Below are 18,564 nucleotides of genomic sequence, written 5' to 3'. Positions count from 1 at the left end.
CCTCCCGGCGCTCCGGCGGCCCCCGGCCCGCTACCTCGTGAACCGCACCGTGACGCAGAGGCCGCCCTCGGGGCGGGCGGTGGTGGTCAGGGCGGCGTGGTGGGCCTGGGCGACGGCGTTGACGATGGCGAGGCCGAGACCGTGGCCGTGCCGGTCGGGCGACCCCTTCTGGAAGGTCTGGAAGAGCCGCTCGACCTGGTCGCCGGGGACGACCGGCCCGCTGTTGGCGACGGTGAGGGCCGCCTCCGCGCCGTGCGTCCGGGTGGTGACCCGCACCCACCCGCCCGCGTGGTTGTGGCGGACGGCGTTGTCGACGAGGTTCGCGACGAGGCTCTCGACCAGCCTCGGGTCTCCGGTGGCCGCCGCGGGCGCCAGGCTCGCGGTGACCTCGATGCCCGCCTCCGCCGCCTGGGCCCGCCGGGAGGCGAGGACGTTCTCCGCGGTTCCGGCGAGGTCCAGCCCGTCCCGGCAGGTGACGCCGCGCTCGCCGGTGGCCAGCACGAGCAGCGCCTGGACGAGCCGCTCCTGGTGCCCGCCCAGGTCGAGCGCCTCCCGGCAGGCCGAGCGGAGCGTGGCGGCGTCGGCGTCCGGATCGGCGAGGGTCACCTCAAGGAGGGTGCGCAGGCCCGCGAGCGGGGTGCGCAGCTCGTGCGAGGCGTTCGCGACGAAATGGCGCTGCGCGTCGAAGGACGCCTGGAGCCGCGCGAACAGGTCGTCGAGGGTGTGCCCCAGCTCGGTCAGCTCGTCCACCGGTCCGCCGAGGTCCAGGCGCCGGTGCAGGTCCCCGGCGGAGATCACCTTGGCGGTGGCGGTGATCGCGCGCAGCGGCCGCAGGAACCGTCCGGCGACGAACCAGCCGAGCACCAGCGCGACCGGGACCAGGACGGCCAGCGCGACGGCCGAGCCCGCGAGCAGGCGGGGGAGGCCGACGCCCGCTCCGGTGCCGGTCGGCGCCGGAGCACCGTCCCTCGTCTCGGTCGACCGGACGCTCGCAAGCGGCACGGCGACCATGACGACCACGAGGAACCCGGCCGCGTAGACGCCCGCCGCGTAGGCGAGCGCGAGCCGGGTCCGCAGCGGGCGCCGCGCGGTCACGCCGGCCCGATGCGGTAGCCGCCCTCGCGGACGGTCTCGATCACGGGCGGTTCGCCGAGCTTGGCCCGCAGCCGGTGCACGGCGTGCTTGACCGCGCTGCTGAACGGGTCGGCCGCCTCGTCCCAGACGCGTTCGAGCAGTTCCTCGGCCGACAGGACGAGCCCCGGCACGGCGAGCAGGCATTCGAGCAGCGCGAACTCCCGGGGGCTCAGCGCCAGCCGCCGCCCGGCCCGCGTCGCGACCCGGCGGGCCGGGTCGAGTGTGATGTCCCCGCAGGTCAGGACCGGCGGCAGCGGCGGGGTGGCGCGGCGGGCCAGCGCGCGGACGCGGGCGACCAGTTCGGCGAACGCGAACGGCTTCGGCAGGTAGTCGTCGGCGCCGAGGGCGAGCCCGCCGACGCGGTCCTCGATCGTGCCGGACGCGGTGAGCATCAGCACGCGGGTCCCGTCCCGGCCGTGGGCGAGGCGGCGGCAGATCTCGTCCCCGTGGACGCCGGGCAGGTCGCGGTCGAGGACCACCACCTCGTAGCGGGTGGCGGCGAGTCGTTCGAGCGCGGCCGTCCCGTCCAGCACGACGTCGACGGCCATGCCCTCGCGGCGCAGCCCGGTCCCGAGCGAGCGGGCGAGGATCTCGAAGTCCTCCACGACGAGGACCCTCATCGCCGCCCGCCGGGGCCGCCTGGTCGAAATGCCATGCGGTGCACGATGCCAGATGCCCGGTTCCAGCCGGGTCGCGGCCGCCGCGACGCGGGCGGAACCGGGCGCCGCGTACAACCGTCGCCATGAGTCCAACCGGAATCGTCGTCGCCGGTCTGCGCAAGCGCTACGGCGCGGCCCCGGCCCTCGACGGCATGTCCTTCTCCGTCCGCCCGGGGGTGGTGACCGGCTTCGTCGGCCCGAACGGGGCAGGAAAATCCACCACGATGCGTGTGATCCTCGGCCTGGACGCGGTCGAGGCGGGCACCGCGCTCGTCGACGGGAGGCCCTACCGCTCGCTCCGGCGCCCGCTGAACCACGTCGGCTCGCTGCTGGACGCGGCGGCGCCGCACCCCGGCCGCAGCGGGCGCGACCACCTGCTGTGGCTCGCGCACGCGCAGGGCCTGGCGTCGCGCCGCGTGGACCAGGTGATCGAGCAGGTCGGCCTCGCCCCTGCGGCGCGCCGCAGGGGCGGCGCCTATTCGCTCGGCATGCGCCAGCGGCTCGGGATCGCCGCCGCGCTGCTCGGGGACCCGCCGATCCTCATGCTGGACGAGCCGTTCAACGGCATGGACCCCGACGGCATCATCTGGATGCGCGCGTTCCTGCGGTCGCTGGCCGCCCAGGGGCGCGCCGTGCTCGTCTCCAGCCACCTGATGAGCGAGGTGCAGGACGTGGCCGACCACCTCGTCGTGGCCGGGCGCGGCCGGGCCCTCGCCGACGCCGCCGTGGACGACCTGGTCGCCGCCGTCTCCGAGGGCCGGGTGACGCTGCGGACCACGGCGGCCCCGCACGCGACGGCGGTGCTCGTCCGCGCCGGTGGCAGCGTGGTGGCGGGCGGCCGCGACACCGTCACCGTCTCGGGGCTGCCCGCCGACCGGATCGCGGCGCTGCTCGGCGCGGGCGCGGTGCCGTTCTCCGAGGTCTCGGCGCACCGCGCCACCCTGGAGGACGTCTACCTGGAACTCACCCGAGATGCGGTCGAGTACCGCGCGGCGATTTCCGCGGAGGTGCGGCGGTGACGCGCGACCGGTACGGCTTCCTCCTCCTGCTGCATGCGGAGTGGACCAAGTTCCGGACCGTCCGGGGCTGGGTGACCGGCACCGTGGCGGCCGCGCTGCTGGTCGTGCTGTTCGCCGTGCTCGCCGGGATCGGCGGCGGCGGCGACGGCGGGCCGGACGTCCCGGTCGGGCCGGACGGCGGGCCCGTCACCGACAGCTTCTACCTCGTCCACCGCCCGTTGACCGGGGACGGCAGCGTCACCGCCGCCGTCTCCGCGCCGCGCAGCAGCCTGCCCAGGGGCCTCGCCGACCTGCGTCCCGGCCGCGTGCCGTGGTCGAAGGCCGGGCTCATCATCAAGGCGGGCACCCGCCAGGGGTCGCCCTACGCGGCGATCATGCTGACCGGCGGGCACGGCGTGCGGATGCAGGACGGCTACACCCGCGACACGCCGGGCCCCGCCGGTGCGGCCCCGCGCTGGCTGCGGCTGGACCGCTCGGGCGAGGAGGTCACCGGCCTCGCCTCCGCCGACGGGACGCACTGGACCAGGGTCGGCACCGTCCGCGTGCGGGGGCTCGGGACGACCGTCCTGGGCGGGCCGTTCGTCGCGTCCCCGCCGGCCGTGCGGGGCATGGGCACGAGCGGCAGCGTGTCCACGGCCGTCTTCGAGGATCTCCACGCCGAGGGAGGCTGGGCGGACGGGAAATGGAGAGGCGAGCAGGTCGGTCCGCGATCTCCCACGTTCTCCGGCTATCCGCGGAACGTCGCGGGTTCGGTCGCGGAGGAGGGCGGCCGTCTCACGGTGACCGGCGCGGGCGACATCGCGCCCGCCGTCCGCGCGAGCCTGCCGACCGGCGGCACCCTCGGCGAGATCCTCACCGGCGCGTTCGCCGCGCTGGTCGCCGTGGTCGTCATCGGGACGCAGTTCATCACGAGCGAGTACCGCGGGAGCCTGATCCATCTCACGCTCGCCGCCGCCCCGCGCCGCGGCCGGGTGCTGGCGGCCAAGGCGATCGTGCTGTGGACCGTCACGTTCGCCGCCGGGTTCGTCGGAGCGGCCGTCGCGGTACCGGTCGGTGGGCGGCTCGCGCGGGCGAGCGGCGTCTACGTCTTCCCGGTGGCGTTCGCGACCGAACTGCGGGTGGTGGCCGGGATCGCGGCGCTGCTCGCGACCGCCTCGGTGCTGGCCCTCGCCGTCGGTGCCGTCCTCCGGCACGGCGCGGGCGCGGTCACCGCCGTCGTCGCGGGGATCGTGCTGCCCTACGTCCTCGTCGCGATCCCGTTCATGCCCGCGGGCGTGTCGAACTGGGCGGCCCGGGTGACCCCGGCGGCGGCGTTCGCCGTCCAGCAGACGCTCGTGCCCTACGACCAGGTCGCGAGCGTCTACACGCCGTACGAGGGCTACTATCCGCTGCCGCCGTGGGCCGGGCTTGGCGTGCTGGCGGGGTACGCGGCGGCGGCCCTCGCCGTCGCGGCCGTCCTCCTCCACAGGAGGGACGCGTGAGAGCGGCCCTGCATGCGGAATGGACCAAGCTGCGGACGGTGGCCGCCCCCCGGTGGCTGCTGCTCGGCGCGATCGCCGCGACCGCGGCCCTCGGCGCCGGGGCGGCCTGGGCGGCGGCGTCCGTGGACGGCGGCGCCACGACCGTCCCGAGCCTCATCGGGGTCCGGCTCGGCCAGGCGCCGGTGGCCGTCCTCGGCGTCCTGGTGATCGGCGGCGAGTACGGCACCGGCATGATCCGCACCACGCTGGCGGCGACGCCGCGCCGGACCGCCGTGCTGGCGGCGAAGGCCGTCGTCCTCACCGGCGCCGTGGCCCCGGCCGGTGCCGTCGCGATCCTCGGCTCGGCGGCGGCCGAAAGGCTCATCCTGCCCACCGCCGACGGCCCGACGCCGCGCGCGATCGGCGGATCGGTCCTCTACCTGGTCCTGATCGCCCTGCTCGGCCTGGGCGTCGCCGCCATCGTGCGGGACGCGGCGTCCGGCGCCGGCGCCGTCCTCGCCCTGCTCTACCTCCTCCCGGTCCTCACCCGGGCGATCGGCGGTCCGCGGTGGCTCCAGCGGATCGGGCCGGCGGGCCCCGACGGGCCCTGGACCGGCCTCGGCGTCACCGCCGGATGGGCCGCCGCGGCGCTGCTGGTCGGCGGCCTGCTCCTGCACGTCCGCGACGCCTAGCCGGGAGGGGCGGATGTCACCCGACGGCGGTGCCCTCAAGCTCGACCATCAGCCCGGGGATCGCCAGCCGCGTCACCCCGAGCATCGTGGTGGTCGGCGCGGCACCGGCGGCGCCGAGCCGCCCCGCCAGCACCCCGTAGTGCTCGAACAGCAGGTCGACATCGGTGGTGTAGACGTTGAGCCGGACGAGGTCCGCGAGCGACATGCCCGCCTCGGCGAGGACGGCCTCCAGGTTGTCCAGGGTCAGGGCCAGCTGCGCCGCCATGTCGTCCGGGTGCTGGGGCTCGCCCTCGACGCTCATCGCGGTCTGCCCGGAGCAGTACAGGGTCCGGGTGTGCCCGGAGACGATCTCGCCCTGGTCGTAGCCCATCTGCGCCGACCACGGCCACGGGTTGACCGCCGTTCGCTCCACAGCCATATCTGCTCCATCCTTGACTGGTTGATGTCGAGGTCAGAGCGTCGCAGGGCATACACGACATCCTGTGTCGTGTATTTCGTAGAGTTCCCGTATGCGCGCCGATCGGTTGGTCTCGCTGGTCCTGCTGCTGCGCCGGCACGGCCGGCTGTCGGCGGCCAGGCTGGCCCGCGAGCTGGAGGTGTCCACGCGCACCGTCCTGCGCGACATCGAGGCGCTGTCGGCGGCGGGCGTCCCGGTCTACGCCGAGCGCGGGCGGCACGGCGGGTTCGCGCTGCTGCCCGGCTTCCAGACCGAGCTGACCGGGCTGAACCACGACGAGGCGCTCGCGCTGCTGGTCGCCGGGTCGCGGCGCGGCGCACAGGTGTTCGGCCTCGGCTCCGCGCTCGCCTCGGCGATGCTCAAGGTGGCCGACGCGCTGCCCGAGGGCCACCGGGACATCGCGGCCGGGGCGGCGCGGCGGCTGCTCATCGAGCCGGAGACCGACCTGCTCTCGCGGCGCGCGCCCGCCGAGGAGGTGCCCGACGCCGTGGCGGCCGAGATCCGGCGCGCGGTGTTCGCCGGGCACCGGCTGCGCATCCGCTACGCGGCCGTGGACCAGGCCCCGAAGTGGCGGACGGTCGACCCGATCGGCCTGGTCACCGCGCGCGGCCAGGGCTACCTGCTGGCCGCGAGGTCGGGCGAGGACCGCACCTACCGGCTGTCGCGCGTCCTCGCCGCCGAGGAGCTCGACGAACCCGCGGAGCGTCCGGACGACGTCGATCTCGACCGGGCCTGGCAGGAGCGCAGCACGCGGTTCCGGACCGGCGGCGACCAGGTCGTGGTGCTGGTCAGGATGAACCCGGCCCGGCGCAAGGAACTGGTGGACACCGCGCTCGCCGTCCTCGCCGAGGAGAGCGACGAGGACGGGCGGCTGCGGCTGGAGGTCAGCTTCCAGGACGCGCGGCACGCCGTGTGGGCGCTGTGGCGGCTCGGCGTGAGCGCGGAGGCCCTGTCCCCGGAGTGGCTGCGCGCCTCGCTGCGCGACCGGGCGGTCGCGATCGCCGCCCGCTACGAGACCTGACGGCGGCCCCGACGGCCCCGGCGGCCGGGGCGGCTCAGCGGCCGGTCGCGCCGTCGATCAGCTCGCGCAGGATGTCCGCGTGGCCCGCGTGGCGCCCGGTCTCCTCGATCATGTGCGCGAGGGCCCAGCGGACGCTCGGCGCCGGACGTCCCGGTCGGGGCCGGGGGAGCGGCGCGTCGAGGTCGGCGCACCCGTCGAGCACCTCGTTCGCGCGCTCGACCGCCTCGTCGTAGCGGGCGAGGACGTCGGCCACGCTCGCCGCGGGCGCGGCCCGGAACGTCGCCTGCCAGTCGGCGACATCCTCGCCGAGGAACATCGCGCGCTCGACGAACGCCAGGTGGTTGACCAGGCCGAGCAGGTTCGTGCCCGAGGGCACCGCCGCCTCCCGCACCCGCGGTTCCGGCGCGCCGGCGACCTTCGCGGCGACCGACGTCCTGAGGTAGTCGAGGAAACCGCGCAGGACGTCGGCCTCACCGCGTCCGGTCCGGGGCGGCGGCGTGTCGGTGCGGCGCCTGGGCATGATGGCCTCCTCCTGGTCGGAACGCTCCCAGTCTCACCGCCACCCCCTCGATCTGGCACGAAATCTTGCCGTTCTGGCAAGCTGGCCCCATGGACCATGGGACGGAGGACGTCCTCGACGCGGTCGGCCCGCGCCTGCGCGCCCTGCGCCGCGAACGCCGCATCACGCTCGCCGACCTCGCGGCGACGACCGGGATCTCCGAGAGCACGCTGTCGCGGCTGGAGAGCGGGCGGCGGCGCGCGACGCTGGAGCTGCTGCTGCCGCTGGCCCGCGTCTACGACGTCCCGCTGGACGACCTGGTCGGCGCCCCGCGCACCGGCGACCCGCGCATCCACCTGAAGCCGATCCACCGGTTCGGCATGACGTTCGTCCCGCTGTCGCGGCGGCCGGGCGGCACGCACGCGTTCAAGATGATCATCCCGGCCCGGCCGGAGCCGCCGGAGCCGGTGCCGCGGACGCACGAGGGCGTCGAATGGCTGTACGTGCTCAGCGGGCGGCTGCGGCTCGTGCTCGGCGAGCGCGACCTGACGCTGCCGCCCGGCGAGGCGGCCGAGTTCGACACCTCGCTGCCGCACTGGCTGGGCAGCGCCGACGGCGGCGCGGTCGAACTGCTCATCCTGTTCGGCCAGCAGGGCGTCCGCTCACACGTGCGCGCGACCCCGCACGGGCCGTTCCCGGGGTAGGACGCGGGTCAGCGCCCCGGCGCCGCCGACGCCGCCAGTGCCGCCAGCTCGCGCCACTCGTCCGTCGGCGCGACCGACGGGTCGGCCGTGAGCACCTGGAGGCACACGTGGTCGGCCCCCGCGTCGAAATGCGCCTGGACCCGCTCGGCGACGGCGTCGAACGACTTGGGCCCGCCGCCCGCGACCAGCGCGTCCACGACCCGGTCGGACGGGGTGCCGGTCAGCTCCTCCTCCGTGAAGCCGAAGCGCAGCTTGTCCTTGCTCTGCGCGCCCTTCATCCTGAGGTAGCCCGCGACATGCGCCCGCGCGGTCTCGCGGGCCCGGTCGGCGTCGGGGTCCAGGACGACGGCCTGCTCGACGGCCAGCACCGCGTCCGGGCCGAGCCGGGGCCGGGCGTCCTCGGTGTGGGCGACCGGCACGAGGTAGGTCAGCGCGCCGCTGGTCCGCTCGGCGGACAGCGCCAGCATCTTCGGCCCGAGCACGCCGAGCACGCGGTGGTTCGGGACGGACGGGGCCGGGCTCTGGAGCGGCACCGCGTCCATCGCGTCGAGGTAGGCGCCCATGGTCTCGACGGCGCGCCCGCCGGACGGGATGCGGTACCCCAGGTGGATCAGGGGGCGGTCGTCGGTCCGGTGCCCGCCGAGGCCGAGCACGAACCGTCCGGGATGGGCCTCGGCCAGCGTGCGCTCCCCGGCGGCCATCGCGATCGGGTCGCGGAGGTAGACGTTGGCGATCCCGGTGCCGACCACGAGGTTCTCCGTCGCGTCGAGCAGCATCCCCGCCTGCGTCAGCGCGTTGCGGCCGAACCCCTCGCCGACCCACAGCGCGCCGTACCCGAGCTCCTCGATCTCGGCGGCCAGCTCCCTGACCCGGGTGGCGGGCTGGGTGTCCAGGGCGAACGTCCACAGGCCCAGGCGGCCGGCAGCGATGTCCATGCGTCCTCCAGTAGGATGAGTGCCTCTCACCTTACGATAGTGAGGGGTACTCATCTTGTCGAGGAGGCCGGGTGCCCGAACCGAAGGCGATGCGCGCCGACGCGCGCCACAACCGCGAGCGGCTGCTGAGGATCGCGGATGAGACCTTCCGGCGCGAGGGGGTGCACGCCTCGCTGGCGGAGATCGCGCGGACCTGCGGGATCGCCATCGGCACCCTCTACCGGCACTTCCCGACCCGCGAGTCCCTGCTGCTGGCGCTGATCCACGACCAGGTCACGAGCCTGCGGGAGAGCGCGGAGCGGCTCGCCGCCGCGCCCGCCGCCGACGAGGCGCTCATCGAGTGGCTGCAGGAGTTCGGGCGGTGCGCGTCGGGCTACCGCGGCCTGGCGGAATCGATACTGACGGCCGCCGGCGCCGAGGGATCGGACCTGAACGCAGGCGTCGAGAGCATGCGGGCCGCGGCCGGCGTGCTGCTGGCCAGGGCGCAGGAGGCCGGTGCCGTCCGCGCCGACGTCTCGCGCGCCGAGGTGTTCGCGCTGGCCTGCGGCGCGGGCACCGCGAGCCAGTACACCGGCGCCGATCCCGACCGCCTGCTGCGGCTCGTCGTCGAGGGCCTCGCGCCGCGCTGAGCGCCCGCCCCCGGCGGCCGCGCGACCGCAGGCCCATCGTTCGGCGGCCTAGGGTCGTGGAGGTGACGATCACCTATGAGTGGCGGGGCGAGTTCGAGAACGCGCCCCTCAACGCGTTGCACGCGGAAGGCTTCGACCACCCCGTGCTGGACATCGACTGGCGGGCGCAACTCCACCGGCACAGCCTCGGCTGGGTCTGCGCCCGCGACGGCGGCGACCTCGTCGGCTTCGTGAACGTCGCCTGGGACGGCGGCGTCCACGCGTTCGTCCTCGACACCCTGGTCCGGGCCGACCACCGGCACCGGGGGATCGGCGCCGCGCTCGTCGCCGCGGCGGTCGAGGGCGCCCGGGCCGCGCGCTGCGAATGGCTGCACGTCGACTTCGACGACGAACTGCGGGAGTTCTACTTCGACGCCTGCGGATTCCGCTCCACGGAAGCGGGCCTCATCGCCCTGTGACCGGGCTTCGACACTTCGACGGCCATCGAGATTCACCGGCCCTAACGTGACCTGCGGCCCTGAACACCACCGACCGGGAGGCACCGATGTCCGAAGAGGTTCCGATCACCGACGAGCGCGACCCGGCGCTCGTCGTGACCGCGATGGTCGACCACGTCCTCGGCCTCGCCGCCACGTGGACGGCGTGGGACGGCCGGCCGGTCCCCGCCGACGACGACCGCGTCTTCACCCCGCACAAGGCCCTCCGCCGCGTCGCCGACCACATGGTCGACCACCTGGCCGAGATGGAGGCGCGGCTGGCCGGGCGGCCCACGATCCCCGACCACTGGCACGCGTCGGCGATCACGACGCCCGCCGATCTGGCACCCTTCACCGAGCAGGACCTGGAGGAGGCCCGCAGCCGCCTCCCGCGCCTCGGCCGGATCTGGGCCGACAGGCTGACCGAGCTCACCACCGTCCAACTCGACCGGTCGCCCGGCGAGGGCTGGACGTTCCGCCAGATCGCGTTCCACGTGGGCGAGTCGACGTACTACGCCGACTGCGTCGGCGACCTGTCGGCCGCCGGTACGCCTCCGGAGAGCGGGCAGGGGGAAGTGGTCCGAACAGGCTCTTGACCCCGGAGTCAAGCGCTCTTACGTTCTGGGGATGCGATCGATCGACGGCGACGGCGGGCGCTGAATGCCCGCGGCCCCGGGGTGGGATCCGGAGCGTTTCCGGACGCTGTTCCCCGGCCTCGCGGGCGAGGGCTCACCGGGCGGGATCGTCCATCTCGCGAGCTGCAGCCAGGGCGCCCTGTCGCGGCCGGTGGCCGCGGCGCTGGAGGAGTTCGCCGCGTCCGCGCGCGACCTCGGGGCGCCGTGGGACCTCTGGACGCGGCGGGTCGACCTGGCGCGGGAGCGGTTCGCCGCGCTGATCGGCGCCCGCGCCGAGGAGGTCGCGGTGGTTCCGAACGCGTCCGTGGGCGCCTACCAGGTGGCCTCGACGATCGACTGGACGCGGCGTCCCGGCCTGACCACCACCGTGCTGGAGTTCCCGTCGATCGCGCACGTGTGGCTGGCGCAGCGGCCCGCCGGCGCCGAGGTCAGCTACGACGGCTTCGCGCGGAGCGGTCGGTCCACGGGCCTGGTGTCGGTGCCGCTGGTCTCCTACCGCGACGGCGCCCGACTGCCGGCCGCGGACATCGCGCGGACGGCGCGCCGCGCCGGCGCGCGCGTGTTCGTCGACGCCTACCAGGCGGTCGGGGTGCTGCCCGTCGACGTCGGTGAGCTCGGCTGCGACTACCTGGTGGCGGGGGCGCTCAAGTATCTGCTGGGCGTCCCCGGAATCGCGTTCCTCTACGTCCGGGACGGCGTGCGGGACGAGTGCCCGCCCCGGCTGACCGGCTGGTTCGGCCGCGCCGACCCCTACGCCTTCGACCCGCGCACGCTCGACTTCGCCCCCGGCGCGCGGCGCTACGAGACCGGGACCCCGGCGATCCCCGCCGCGTACGCGGCCGCCGCCGCGCTGGAGCTGGTCGGCGGCCTCGACCTCGCGGCGGTCGAGGAGCACGTCTCGGAACTGGTCGGCGAACTGCACGAGCGGCTCGCGGCGGCGGGGGAGCGGCTGATGTCGCCGCCCGCCTCGCGGGTGCGCGGGCCGATGGCCGCGCTCCACGACCCCGACCCCGAGCGGCTCGGCGCCTGGCTGGCGGCGCGCGGCATCGTGGTCGCGCCGCGCGGACGCGCCGTCCGGCTGTCGCTGCACTACTACAACACGCTCGCCGACGTGGAGGCGGTCTGCGCCGCGGTCGCGGAGTACCGGGCCCGCCACTAGGAGGCGCCGGACGGCCCACCGGCACCGGCTGCTCTCCCGCCGCCGGTTCGGCTCCGACCTGATCGCGCTGGAGCGGGCTGATCACAATCAGGTCGGCGGCACTTCCGGTCCGTGAGCCGGCGTGGTTGTGTGCCCCTGTGACACGGGACGCGGGAAGAGTCGTGATCGGCCGCTACCGGCTGGTGGAGGTGCTGGGCGAGGGCGGAATGGGCGCCGTCTGGCGCGCGCATGACGAGCGGATGCGCCGGGACGTGGCGCTCAAGCAGCTCAAACTCCCCCCGGGCCTGGACGTCGGCGAGCGCGAGCGTCTCGTGGCGCGGATGGAGCGGGAGGCGCGGTCGGTCGGGACGCTCCAGCACCCCGACGTCATCACCGTCCACGACCAGTTCCACGACGAGGACGGCCTGCCCTGGATCGTCATGGAACTCGTGCGCGGCCGCTCGCTCGCCGCCGTCATCGGCGACGAGGGCCCGCTGGACGAGGCGCGCGTCGCCCGCGTCGGCGCGCGGATCGCCTCCGCGCTCGCCGCCGCGCACCAGGCCGGGATCGTGCACCGGGACATCAAGCCCGCCAACGTCCTGCTGGAGGACGAGCGGGTCGTCGTCACCGATTTCGGGATCGCCGCCGTCGCGGGGGAGACGACCCTCACCGCGAGCGGCGCCTTGGTGGGCACCCCCGCGTATCTGGCACCCGAACAGGTGAACGGCGGCGAGGCCACCGCCGCGTCCGATGTCTGGTCGCTCGGCGCCACTCTCTACGCCGCCGTGGAGGGCCGTCCCGCGTTCACCGGCGGCACTCTCGCCGCGCTTCTTCTGGCCGTTTCGCGGGGCGAACCCGCACCCGCCCAGCGCGCTCGGCGGCTGGCGCCCGTGCTGCGCGACCTGCTGCGTCGCGACCCCGCGCGACGTCCCACCGCCGAGGCCGCCGCCGCGACCCTGACCGCACTGGCTGATCCGGCACCCGTTCCCGCGCCGGACATGCCGGCGTTCCCGCAGCCCACGCGCCGCGCCTTTCTCGTCTCCGGGGCCGCCGCCCTGGCGGCGCTCTCCGTTCCGGTCGGCTTCGTTCTCAGGCGCCACCAGCGGACCGCCCCGCGCCGCGCCATGTCGACCCCCGCGTCCCCGCGGTCCGCCGGGCGCCCCCTCATCGGCCACACCGGTCCCCTCACCGCGCTCGCGTTCAGCCCCGATGGAAGGACGCTCGCCACCGCCGGCGAGGACAGGACGGTGCGGTTGTGGGACCTGGCCACTCGCGCCCCCACCGGCAGGCCCTTCGTCGGCCATTCCGGCGCGGTCCGGTCGCTGGCCTTCAGCCCCGACGGGAAGACCCTGGCCACCGGGAGCGACGACAAGACGGTGCGCCGATGGGACATGGCGACCCGCTTCCCGATCGGCGAGCCTTTCGCCGAGCACACCGATGCCGTCCGGTCGCTGGCCTACAGCCCCGACGGGAAGACCCTGGCGACAGCGGGGCAACTGGTGTTCCTGTGCGACGCGGACACGCTCAAGATCGTCGGCGACCCGTTGGTGACCAGCGGTCTCGTCGGCACGGTCGCCTACAGCCCCGACGGCAGGATCCTGGTCACCGCGAGCAACGACAACATCGTGCGGCTGTGGGACGTCACGGCGCGCACCCCCCTCTTCCGGCGGCTCAAGGGCGACACCAACGCCGTCGGCGCGGTCGCGTTCACCCCCGACGGCAAGACCCTGGCCACCGCGGGCCACTCCTGGGCCGTGCGGTTGTGGAACATGCGCACGCGCGTCCCCGTCGGCGAGCCGCTGGTGTCCAGGGACGCCGCCGGCGCGGTCGCGTTCAGCCCTGACGGGAGGACGCTCGCCACCGCGAGCCGGGACAACACGGTGCGGCTGTGGGACGCGCGCGCCCGCACCCCCCTCGGCCCGTCCCTCACCGGCCACACCGGCGCGATCACCGCGCTGGCGTTCAGCCCCGACGGCAGGACGCTCGCCAGCGCGAGCGACGACCGCGTCGCACGCCTGTGGAACGTGCCCCCCACGCCCCACCGGACCCCCGCCTGAAGGCGCGGCCACGGGCCCGGCGCGCCGCCGCGTCCAGCGCGCCGAGTCCGGGGCCGTCCCTCAGCAGTCCTCGGTCAGGTCGAGGTCACCAGGTGCACAGCACGGCGAGGTCGTCCAGGCGAACCCAGTCCTCGCTGGCGCCGCCGCTTCCGTGCAGGACGATGCGGAACTGCATTTTGTACTCGCCGAACATCGGCCACCGGTCGGTGGACACGCTCTCATAGTTGCCGCCGTTGACGGTGCGGGTCCCGCTGTAACGCAGACCGCCCGACGGGGTCCACATCTCCAGGACGACGGTGGTCCGGTAGGGCGCGTCGACCCAGATCTGCGCGGCACACTGGGCGCCGGCCCCTCTTGGGATCACGGCTGTGTCCATCCACCTCTTCTCGGACGCCCCACCGCGCCTTCCCGTCAACCAGCCGTTGTTCGCGCCCGTCCGTGCCATGCCCGCGGCGAACTCGAAGCCGGCGGATCCATCGCCCTCCATGTCCCATTCCCAGGTCGTCATCGGATCGCGCTCGAACCCGTCCTCGAAATACAACGCGCTCGCGTGCGCGGTACCGGAACTGACGGCGAACGTCGTCGCGGACAGAACGAATGTGACCGCCAGCGCCCCCATCCGTCGCGGCCATAAGAGCGCCCTGGCGCCAGAGAGAAGACGATTCTGCTTTCGCGGGGCCTGCCTCATGCCGAACTCTCCTTCGCGTTGCCGGGATCGAGGTGCCCCGCCGTCCTCGCGGCGCTTCACAGCCGATCGGGCACCAAGGCCGATATGTCCGAGAGAATGCCGCTTTGACTGTATGGTCGGGCACCGATACCCGGCGGGGAACCGCCGACGTCGGCCACGGCCGAATACGGTCATGATCGCCCCGCCCTCCGACGGCGGCTAGGTCGTCGCGCACGCGGTGGCCGGGAGCGGGTCCTCGGCCGCGCGCAGGGGTTCCCGGCCCAGCCGCCTGATCGGCCCGACCAGCAGCAGCGCCGCCACGATGCCCGCCGTGACCAGCGCCGACATCCCCATGAAGGCGCGCGGCTCGACCACCGTCGTGACCGGGCCGGCCACCGCCTGCCCGACCGCCATGCCCGCCACCGAACCGGCCACCTGATAGGCGTTGACGCGGTTGAGCACGTCCGGCGCCACCTGGGTCTGGACGCTCGTCGACCACATCACCGACCAGAACGCCATCGCGCAGCCGCCGAGCAGGTGCCCGGCCATCAGCGCCGGCAGCGGAGCGCCGAGCGCGACCGTCAGCGGCGCGGGCACGTAGCCGACCAGCGCCACCGCCCCGGCCGCCAGCGGCCTGCGCGGCCGGAGCCTGATCGCCACCAGCCCGCCGAGCACGGTGCCGAGGCCGAGCGCCGCCATCACCCAGCCGTAGTCCGACCCGATGACCTGCGAGGCCAGCGGCACCGACGGGCCGATCACGAGGACGCCCCAGAAGACCCAGACCAGGATCACCGACCACATCCACGTCCTGGCCTTGAACTCCTCCCAGCCCCGGCGCAGGTCGCTGAGCACGTCGGAGGGTTCCGGCGTGGGCACCGCGACCCGGACCAGCAGCAGGCACACCCCGCTGACCAGGAACGTCGCCGCGTCCACGGCGTAGACGACGACAGGGCCGGTGAGGGTGATCAGCACCCCGGCCAGCGCGGGCCCGGTCAGCTGCGTGACCGCCTCCGCGATCTTCAGCGTCGCGTTGGCGCGCTGCGGGTCGTCCGAGACGAGCGGGACCATGCCGTAGACGCCCGGCTCGAACACCCCGGCGGCCATGCCCGACAGCACCGCCATGACCAGCAGCAGCGCGTACGGGGGAGCGCCGCCCACGAAGGCGACGGCGATGGTGCCCTGGGTGAGCACGCGGACCGCGTCCGCGCCGATCATCAGGCGGCGGGCGCCGATCCGGTCGGCGACGACCCCGCCGAACAGCATGACCAGCACGGCCGACGCCGTCCAGAGCGCGAGGACGTAGCCGACGCCCGCGATCCCGTAGTACTCACCGATCGCCAGCGCCGAGGCGACGGGCATCATCGCGTCGCCGAGCAGCGAGACCGTGCGGGCCCCGAAGTAGAGGCTGAAGCTCCTCGTCCACATGAGCCCCAAGTCTGGATTTCTCCAGCTCAGTTCGCCGGTGTCCTAAATGACATCATTAGGTACATTTGTGCCATGCCCCTCGACTGCCCGGAGACACCGCCGGCACCCGCCGACCCGCATCGCGTGGTCGCCCTGGTCGCCCCTCACCAGGAACTTTATCCGGTCACCTCCGCCTCGGCCGTCTTCGGCTACCACGGCCCGGACATCCCCCAGCACTACAGCTTCCGCCTGTGCGCGGAGCACCCCGGCTCGCTGTCCACGACCCTGGGCGCGCCCATCCAGGTGGACGGCGGCCTCGACGCCCTCGACGAGGCCGACACCGTGCTCATCGCGGGCTGGACGTTCACCCCGTCGCCCGCCGTGCTCGACGCCGTGGCGCGGGCGCACGCCCGGGGCGCCCGCGTCGTCGCCGTCGCCGTCGCCGCCGGGATCTTCATCCCCGCCGCGCTCGGCATCCTGGACGGCCGCCGTGTCTCCGTCCACTGGGAGCTGGCCGCCGACCTCGCCGAACGCCACCCCCGCGTCGTCCCCGACGGCACCGTCATCTACGTCGACGACGGCGACGTCGCCACCGCCGGGGCCTCGGCCGCCACCCTCGACCTGTGCCTGCACCAGGTCCTCCAGGAGCACGGCGCCGCCTACGCCATGCGCGTCGGCCGCCAGCTCGCGGCCGGGCCGCACCGCGAGGGCTGCCAGCGCCAGTACCCCCCGCTCCCCACCGCCGGCCCCATGCCCGACTCGCTGGCGCCCCTGCTCGAATGGCTGCTGACCCGGCTGCCCGAGCAGATCACCGTCGAGGACATGGCCGCCCGCTCGGGCGTCTCGCCGCGCACCCTCACCCGCCAGTTCGCCGACCAGCTCGGCGTCCCGCCCGGCCGCTGGCTGCTGGAGCGCCGCCTCGCCGCGAGCCGCGCCCTGCTGGAGGAGACCGACCTGCCCGTCGAGACCATCGCCACCCGCGTCGGCCTCTCCTCGGCCGTCAACCTCCGCCGCCGCTTCCACACCGCGCTGCGCACCACCCCGGCCGCCTACCGCCGCTCGTTCCGCTGAGAGCGCCGGGCGGGTCGCACGCCCCGCCCGGCGCCCTCACCGGCTCAGGTCACCGCGTCCCGAGCAGGACGGAGGACGGCAGCCGCGTCGCCACCGCCGGCAGCTTCGCGCCGTGCCCGGCGGCCATCGCGCTCGCGTCCGCCTGGCCCCGCGGCTTGAGCGCCGCCCCGGGGTCCTTCGCGAACGGCTGGACGTCGCCGACGCACACCTTGCCCGCCGGGGGCAGCTTCCCGCTGACGAGGTAGGTCTCGACCGCCCCCGTCACGCACGCCGACGTGCCGTAGGCGGTGTGCCCCCAGCTGTCGCTGGACAGCAGCCGGCTGCCGGGCAGCAGCTTGCTGGAGGAGACCGCGTCGTCGTAGTTGGTCGCCGGGTCGTAGTAGTCGCCGACGAACAGCACGGGCGCGCTCGTCCGCCGGTTGAACGGGCCGGTGTAGGCGTCCTCGTCGCGCACCGTCCACCCGTCGCGGGCGCACTGGACGGTGCTCCAGCCCCAGCCGCTTCCGAAGTAGGGGGCCCGCTTGTCGGACGCCGCCGTCAGCGCGGGCCAGTCCCCGGCCTTCCTCGGGTGCGCGCCGTCGGTGCACAGGACGCCGCTGAGCGCGTCGAGGCCGTTGTCGTAGGGGAAGCCCTTGGCCAGGACGTTCGCCGCCGACTTCTTCTGCTGCGCGACCTCGGCCCGGCGCTGCGCGATGCGGGTCGCGAGGGCGTGGCGCGCGGCCTCGGCCTCCTTCGCCTCCACCTTCGGCGAGGTCGCCTTCCACAGGTCGGTGAGCGAGGGGTCGACGGACAGGTAGCCGTCGGGGTAGTAGAGCAGGCCGAGGATCCCGGCGACGAGGTCGGCGTAGGTGATCTTCGCGCCCTCGATCTCGACGGGCTTGGCCTTCAGCCGCTTGGCGAGGACGTCGAAGTTCTTGACCGGATCCCCGTACGCCGCGAACGAGCACCGCTTCTTGCCCGCCTTGCCGCAGCGGACGAGCATTTCCTTCAGCGCCTTGTAGGAGCCGTCGGCGGACTTCAGCCGGTCGTCCAGAAGCTGCCCCCCGGTGGCGCGGGTGCCGACCCAGGAAACGGGGTTGAGGACGCCGTCGGCCACCATGACCCGCAGCCGGTCGGGGAACATGTTCGCGTAGTACTGCGCGAGCGCCGTACCGTAGCTGAACCCCAGATAGGACAGTTTCTTGTCACCGACCGCGCGGCGCAGGACGTCCATGTCCCGCGCGGCCTCGGCGGTGGACATCGACCCCGACAGCGGCTTCCCGGTCGTCGAGCACCCCTTGCCGAGGGCCGTGCCCGACTTGATGTAGGCCGCCTGCTCCTTCGCGCCGACCGGGAACGGCACCTGCATCCCCGTCATCGCGAGCGTCTGCTCCCTGGCGGACTTGAAGCAGGTGACGTTCGAGCTGAACCCGACGCCGCGCGGGTCGAACCCGACGACGTCGAAGCGGTCGAGGACGTCCGCGCCGAAGATGTCGGGCGCCCCGTAGGCCAGCGCGGTGCCCTGGCCGCCGGGCCCGCCCGGATTGACGAACAGGCTGCCGATCCGCTTCTTGGCGTTCCGCGCCTTCACCCGCAGAACGGCGATCTCGGTGGTCGCGCCTTTCGGGTCGTCGTAGTCCAGCGGCAGCCGGACGGTCGCGCATTCCGCGTAGTCGTAGCACTTGTACCAGCCGAGCTTCGGGGTGGGCACCCGGTCGACGCGCTTCGCCTCGACCGGGCTCGTCGTGTCGCCGACCTGGGCCCTGCCGGTGCCCGGGTCGGCGAGTGCGCTGACAGTTAAGGCGGGGACGAGTGCCGCGGCGACCACGCCGGCCACGAGAATCCTGGGTCCGAAGCGCATGCGATTCCCTTCGGGGGGATGGAGGCCTTTTCCGCGAGAGAAGCGGATTGGTGCACCGATTCTCTTT

At 74.4% G+C, this 18,564-nt stretch carries 19 protein-coding genes; 11 read left to right on the top strand and 8 right to left on the bottom strand.

Annotated elements, in window-relative coordinates; translation table 11 throughout:
* Positions 1-30 precede the first annotated feature (30 nt).
* Both KLI87_RS11615 and KLI87_RS11610 read right to left on the bottom strand, forming a co-directional pair.
* Positions 31-1,095, bottom strand: coding sequence for a HAMP domain-containing sensor histidine kinase (locus KLI87_RS11615; protein ID WP_214616954.1), 1,065 nt, complete (start codon positions 1,093-1,095; stop codon positions 31-33).
* Positions 1,092-1,754: a response regulator transcription factor gene (locus tag KLI87_RS11610; RefSeq protein ID WP_156217843.1), complete on the bottom strand. Its 663-nt coding sequence runs from the start codon at positions 1,752-1,754 to the stop codon at positions 1,092-1,094. The genes KLI87_RS11615 and KLI87_RS11610 overlap by 4 nt, the downstream gene beginning before the upstream one ends.
* A gap of 122 nt (positions 1,755-1,876) precedes the next feature.
* Between KLI87_RS11610 and KLI87_RS11605 the strand changes: the two genes are divergently transcribed.
* From KLI87_RS11605 to KLI87_RS11595, 3 genes are read left to right on the top strand one after another with little or no spacing between them, the layout of a single operon-like run.
* Positions 1,877-2,812: an ATP-binding cassette domain-containing protein gene (locus tag KLI87_RS11605; RefSeq protein WP_214616953.1), complete on the top strand. Its 936-nt coding sequence runs from the start codon at positions 1,877-1,879 to the stop codon at positions 2,810-2,812.
* Positions 2,809-4,293, top strand: a complete 1,485-nt coding sequence (locus KLI87_RS11600; RefSeq protein ID WP_308165974.1) for an ABC transporter permease subunit — start codon at positions 2,809-2,811, stop codon at positions 4,291-4,293. The genes KLI87_RS11605 and KLI87_RS11600 overlap by 4 nt, the downstream gene beginning before the upstream one ends.
* Positions 4,290-4,964, top strand: a complete 675-nt coding sequence (locus KLI87_RS11595; RefSeq protein WP_214616952.1) for an ABC transporter permease — start codon at positions 4,290-4,292, stop codon at positions 4,962-4,964. The genes KLI87_RS11600 and KLI87_RS11595 overlap by 4 nt, the downstream gene beginning before the upstream one ends.
* Positions 4,965-4,980: 16 nt before the next feature.
* On the opposite strand, the gene KLI87_RS11590 is transcribed toward KLI87_RS11595, so the two are convergent.
* The gene (locus KLI87_RS11590; RefSeq protein ID WP_214617435.1) at positions 4,981-5,376 is read right to left on the bottom strand and encodes a RidA family protein; all 396 of its coding nucleotides are present in this window, start codon (positions 5,374-5,376) and stop codon (positions 4,981-4,983) included.
* 97 nt (positions 5,377-5,473) lie between these two features.
* Here KLI87_RS11590 and KLI87_RS11585 point away from each other — a divergent pair, with 97 nt between their 5' ends.
* A complete protein-coding gene (locus KLI87_RS11585; RefSeq protein ID WP_214616951.1) occupies positions 5,474-6,442 on the top strand; it encodes a YafY family protein in 969 nt (322 codons plus the stop codon).
* Positions 6,443-6,476: 34 nt separating this feature from the next.
* Here KLI87_RS11585 and KLI87_RS11580 read toward each other — a convergent pair whose 3' ends face one another.
* Positions 6,477-6,962, bottom strand: coding sequence for a DinB family protein (locus KLI87_RS11580; protein ID WP_214616950.1), 486 nt, complete (start codon positions 6,960-6,962; stop codon positions 6,477-6,479).
* A gap of 89 nt (positions 6,963-7,051) precedes the next feature.
* Between KLI87_RS11580 and KLI87_RS11575 the strand changes: the two genes are divergently transcribed.
* Entirely contained in the window at positions 7,052-7,645 is a 594-nt protein-coding gene (locus KLI87_RS11575) for a helix-turn-helix domain-containing protein (protein WP_156217848.1), read from the top strand.
* Positions 7,646-7,653: 8 nt separating this feature from the next.
* Here KLI87_RS11575 and KLI87_RS11570 read toward each other — a convergent pair whose 3' ends face one another.
* The gene (locus KLI87_RS11570; protein WP_214616949.1) at positions 7,654-8,580 is read right to left on the bottom strand and encodes a TIGR03620 family F420-dependent LLM class oxidoreductase; all 927 of its coding nucleotides are present in this window, start codon (positions 8,578-8,580) and stop codon (positions 7,654-7,656) included.
* A 71-nt stretch (positions 8,581-8,651) separates the two neighbouring features.
* Between KLI87_RS11570 and KLI87_RS11565 the strand changes: the two genes are divergently transcribed.
* The 5 genes from KLI87_RS11565 (at position 8,652) to KLI87_RS11545 (ending at position 13,515) form a co-directional block, all read left to right on the top strand.
* Positions 8,652-9,209 (top strand): TetR/AcrR family transcriptional regulator, encoded by a 558-nt coding sequence (locus KLI87_RS11565; protein ID WP_214616948.1) that lies wholly within the window; start codon positions 8,652-8,654, stop codon positions 9,207-9,209.
* Between the two features lie 62 nt (positions 9,210-9,271).
* A complete protein-coding gene (locus tag KLI87_RS11560) occupies positions 9,272-9,667 on the top strand; it encodes a GNAT family N-acetyltransferase (protein WP_214616947.1) in 396 nt (131 codons plus the stop codon).
* 86 nt (positions 9,668-9,753) lie between these two features.
* On the top strand, positions 9,754-10,281 hold the full coding sequence (locus KLI87_RS11555) for a hypothetical protein (RefSeq protein ID WP_214616946.1): 528 nt from the start codon (positions 9,754-9,756) through the stop codon (positions 10,279-10,281).
* 64 nt (positions 10,282-10,345) lie between these two features.
* Entirely contained in the window at positions 10,346-11,479 is a 1,134-nt protein-coding gene (locus KLI87_RS11550; protein ID WP_214616945.1) for an aminotransferase class V-fold PLP-dependent enzyme, read from the top strand.
* Between the two features lie 161 nt (positions 11,480-11,640).
* Positions 11,641-13,515 carry a WD40 repeat domain-containing serine/threonine protein kinase gene (locus KLI87_RS11545; RefSeq protein WP_214616944.1) on the top strand — a complete coding sequence of 625 codons (1,875 nt, stop codon included), beginning with the start codon at positions 11,641-11,643 and terminating at the stop codon, positions 13,513-13,515.
* Between the two features lie 85 nt (positions 13,516-13,600).
* Here the strand turns inward: KLI87_RS11545 and KLI87_RS11540 are convergent, their stop codons facing one another.
* Together KLI87_RS11540 and KLI87_RS11535 are read right to left on the bottom strand one after the other, a co-directional pair.
* The gene (locus KLI87_RS11540; protein WP_214616943.1) at positions 13,601-14,134 is read right to left on the bottom strand and encodes a hypothetical protein; all 534 of its coding nucleotides are present in this window, start codon (positions 14,132-14,134) and stop codon (positions 13,601-13,603) included.
* A 267-nt stretch (positions 14,135-14,401) separates the two neighbouring features.
* Positions 14,402-15,607 (bottom strand): MFS transporter, encoded by a 1,206-nt coding sequence (locus KLI87_RS11535; RefSeq protein WP_214616942.1) that lies wholly within the window; start codon positions 15,605-15,607, stop codon positions 14,402-14,404.
* Between the two features lie 72 nt (positions 15,608-15,679).
* On the opposite strand from KLI87_RS11535, the gene KLI87_RS11530 reads away from it, so the two are divergent.
* Entirely contained in the window at positions 15,680-16,657 is a 978-nt protein-coding gene (locus KLI87_RS11530) for a GlxA family transcriptional regulator (protein ID WP_214616941.1), read from the top strand.
* Between the two features lie 49 nt (positions 16,658-16,706).
* Here the strand turns inward: KLI87_RS11530 and KLI87_RS11525 are convergent, their stop codons facing one another.
* Positions 16,707-18,497, bottom strand: a complete 1,791-nt coding sequence (locus KLI87_RS11525) for an alpha/beta hydrolase (protein WP_214616940.1) — start codon at positions 18,495-18,497, stop codon at positions 16,707-16,709.
* Between the last annotated feature and the right edge of the window lie 67 nt (positions 18,498-18,564).

The sequence above is a fragment of the Actinomadura sp. NEAU-AAG7 genome, assembly GCF_018603865.1.
GTDB lineage: Bacteria > Actinomycetota > Actinomycetes > Streptosporangiales > Streptosporangiaceae > Spirillospora > Spirillospora litoris.
This window is presented reverse-complemented; position numbering and strand designations above follow the sequence as displayed.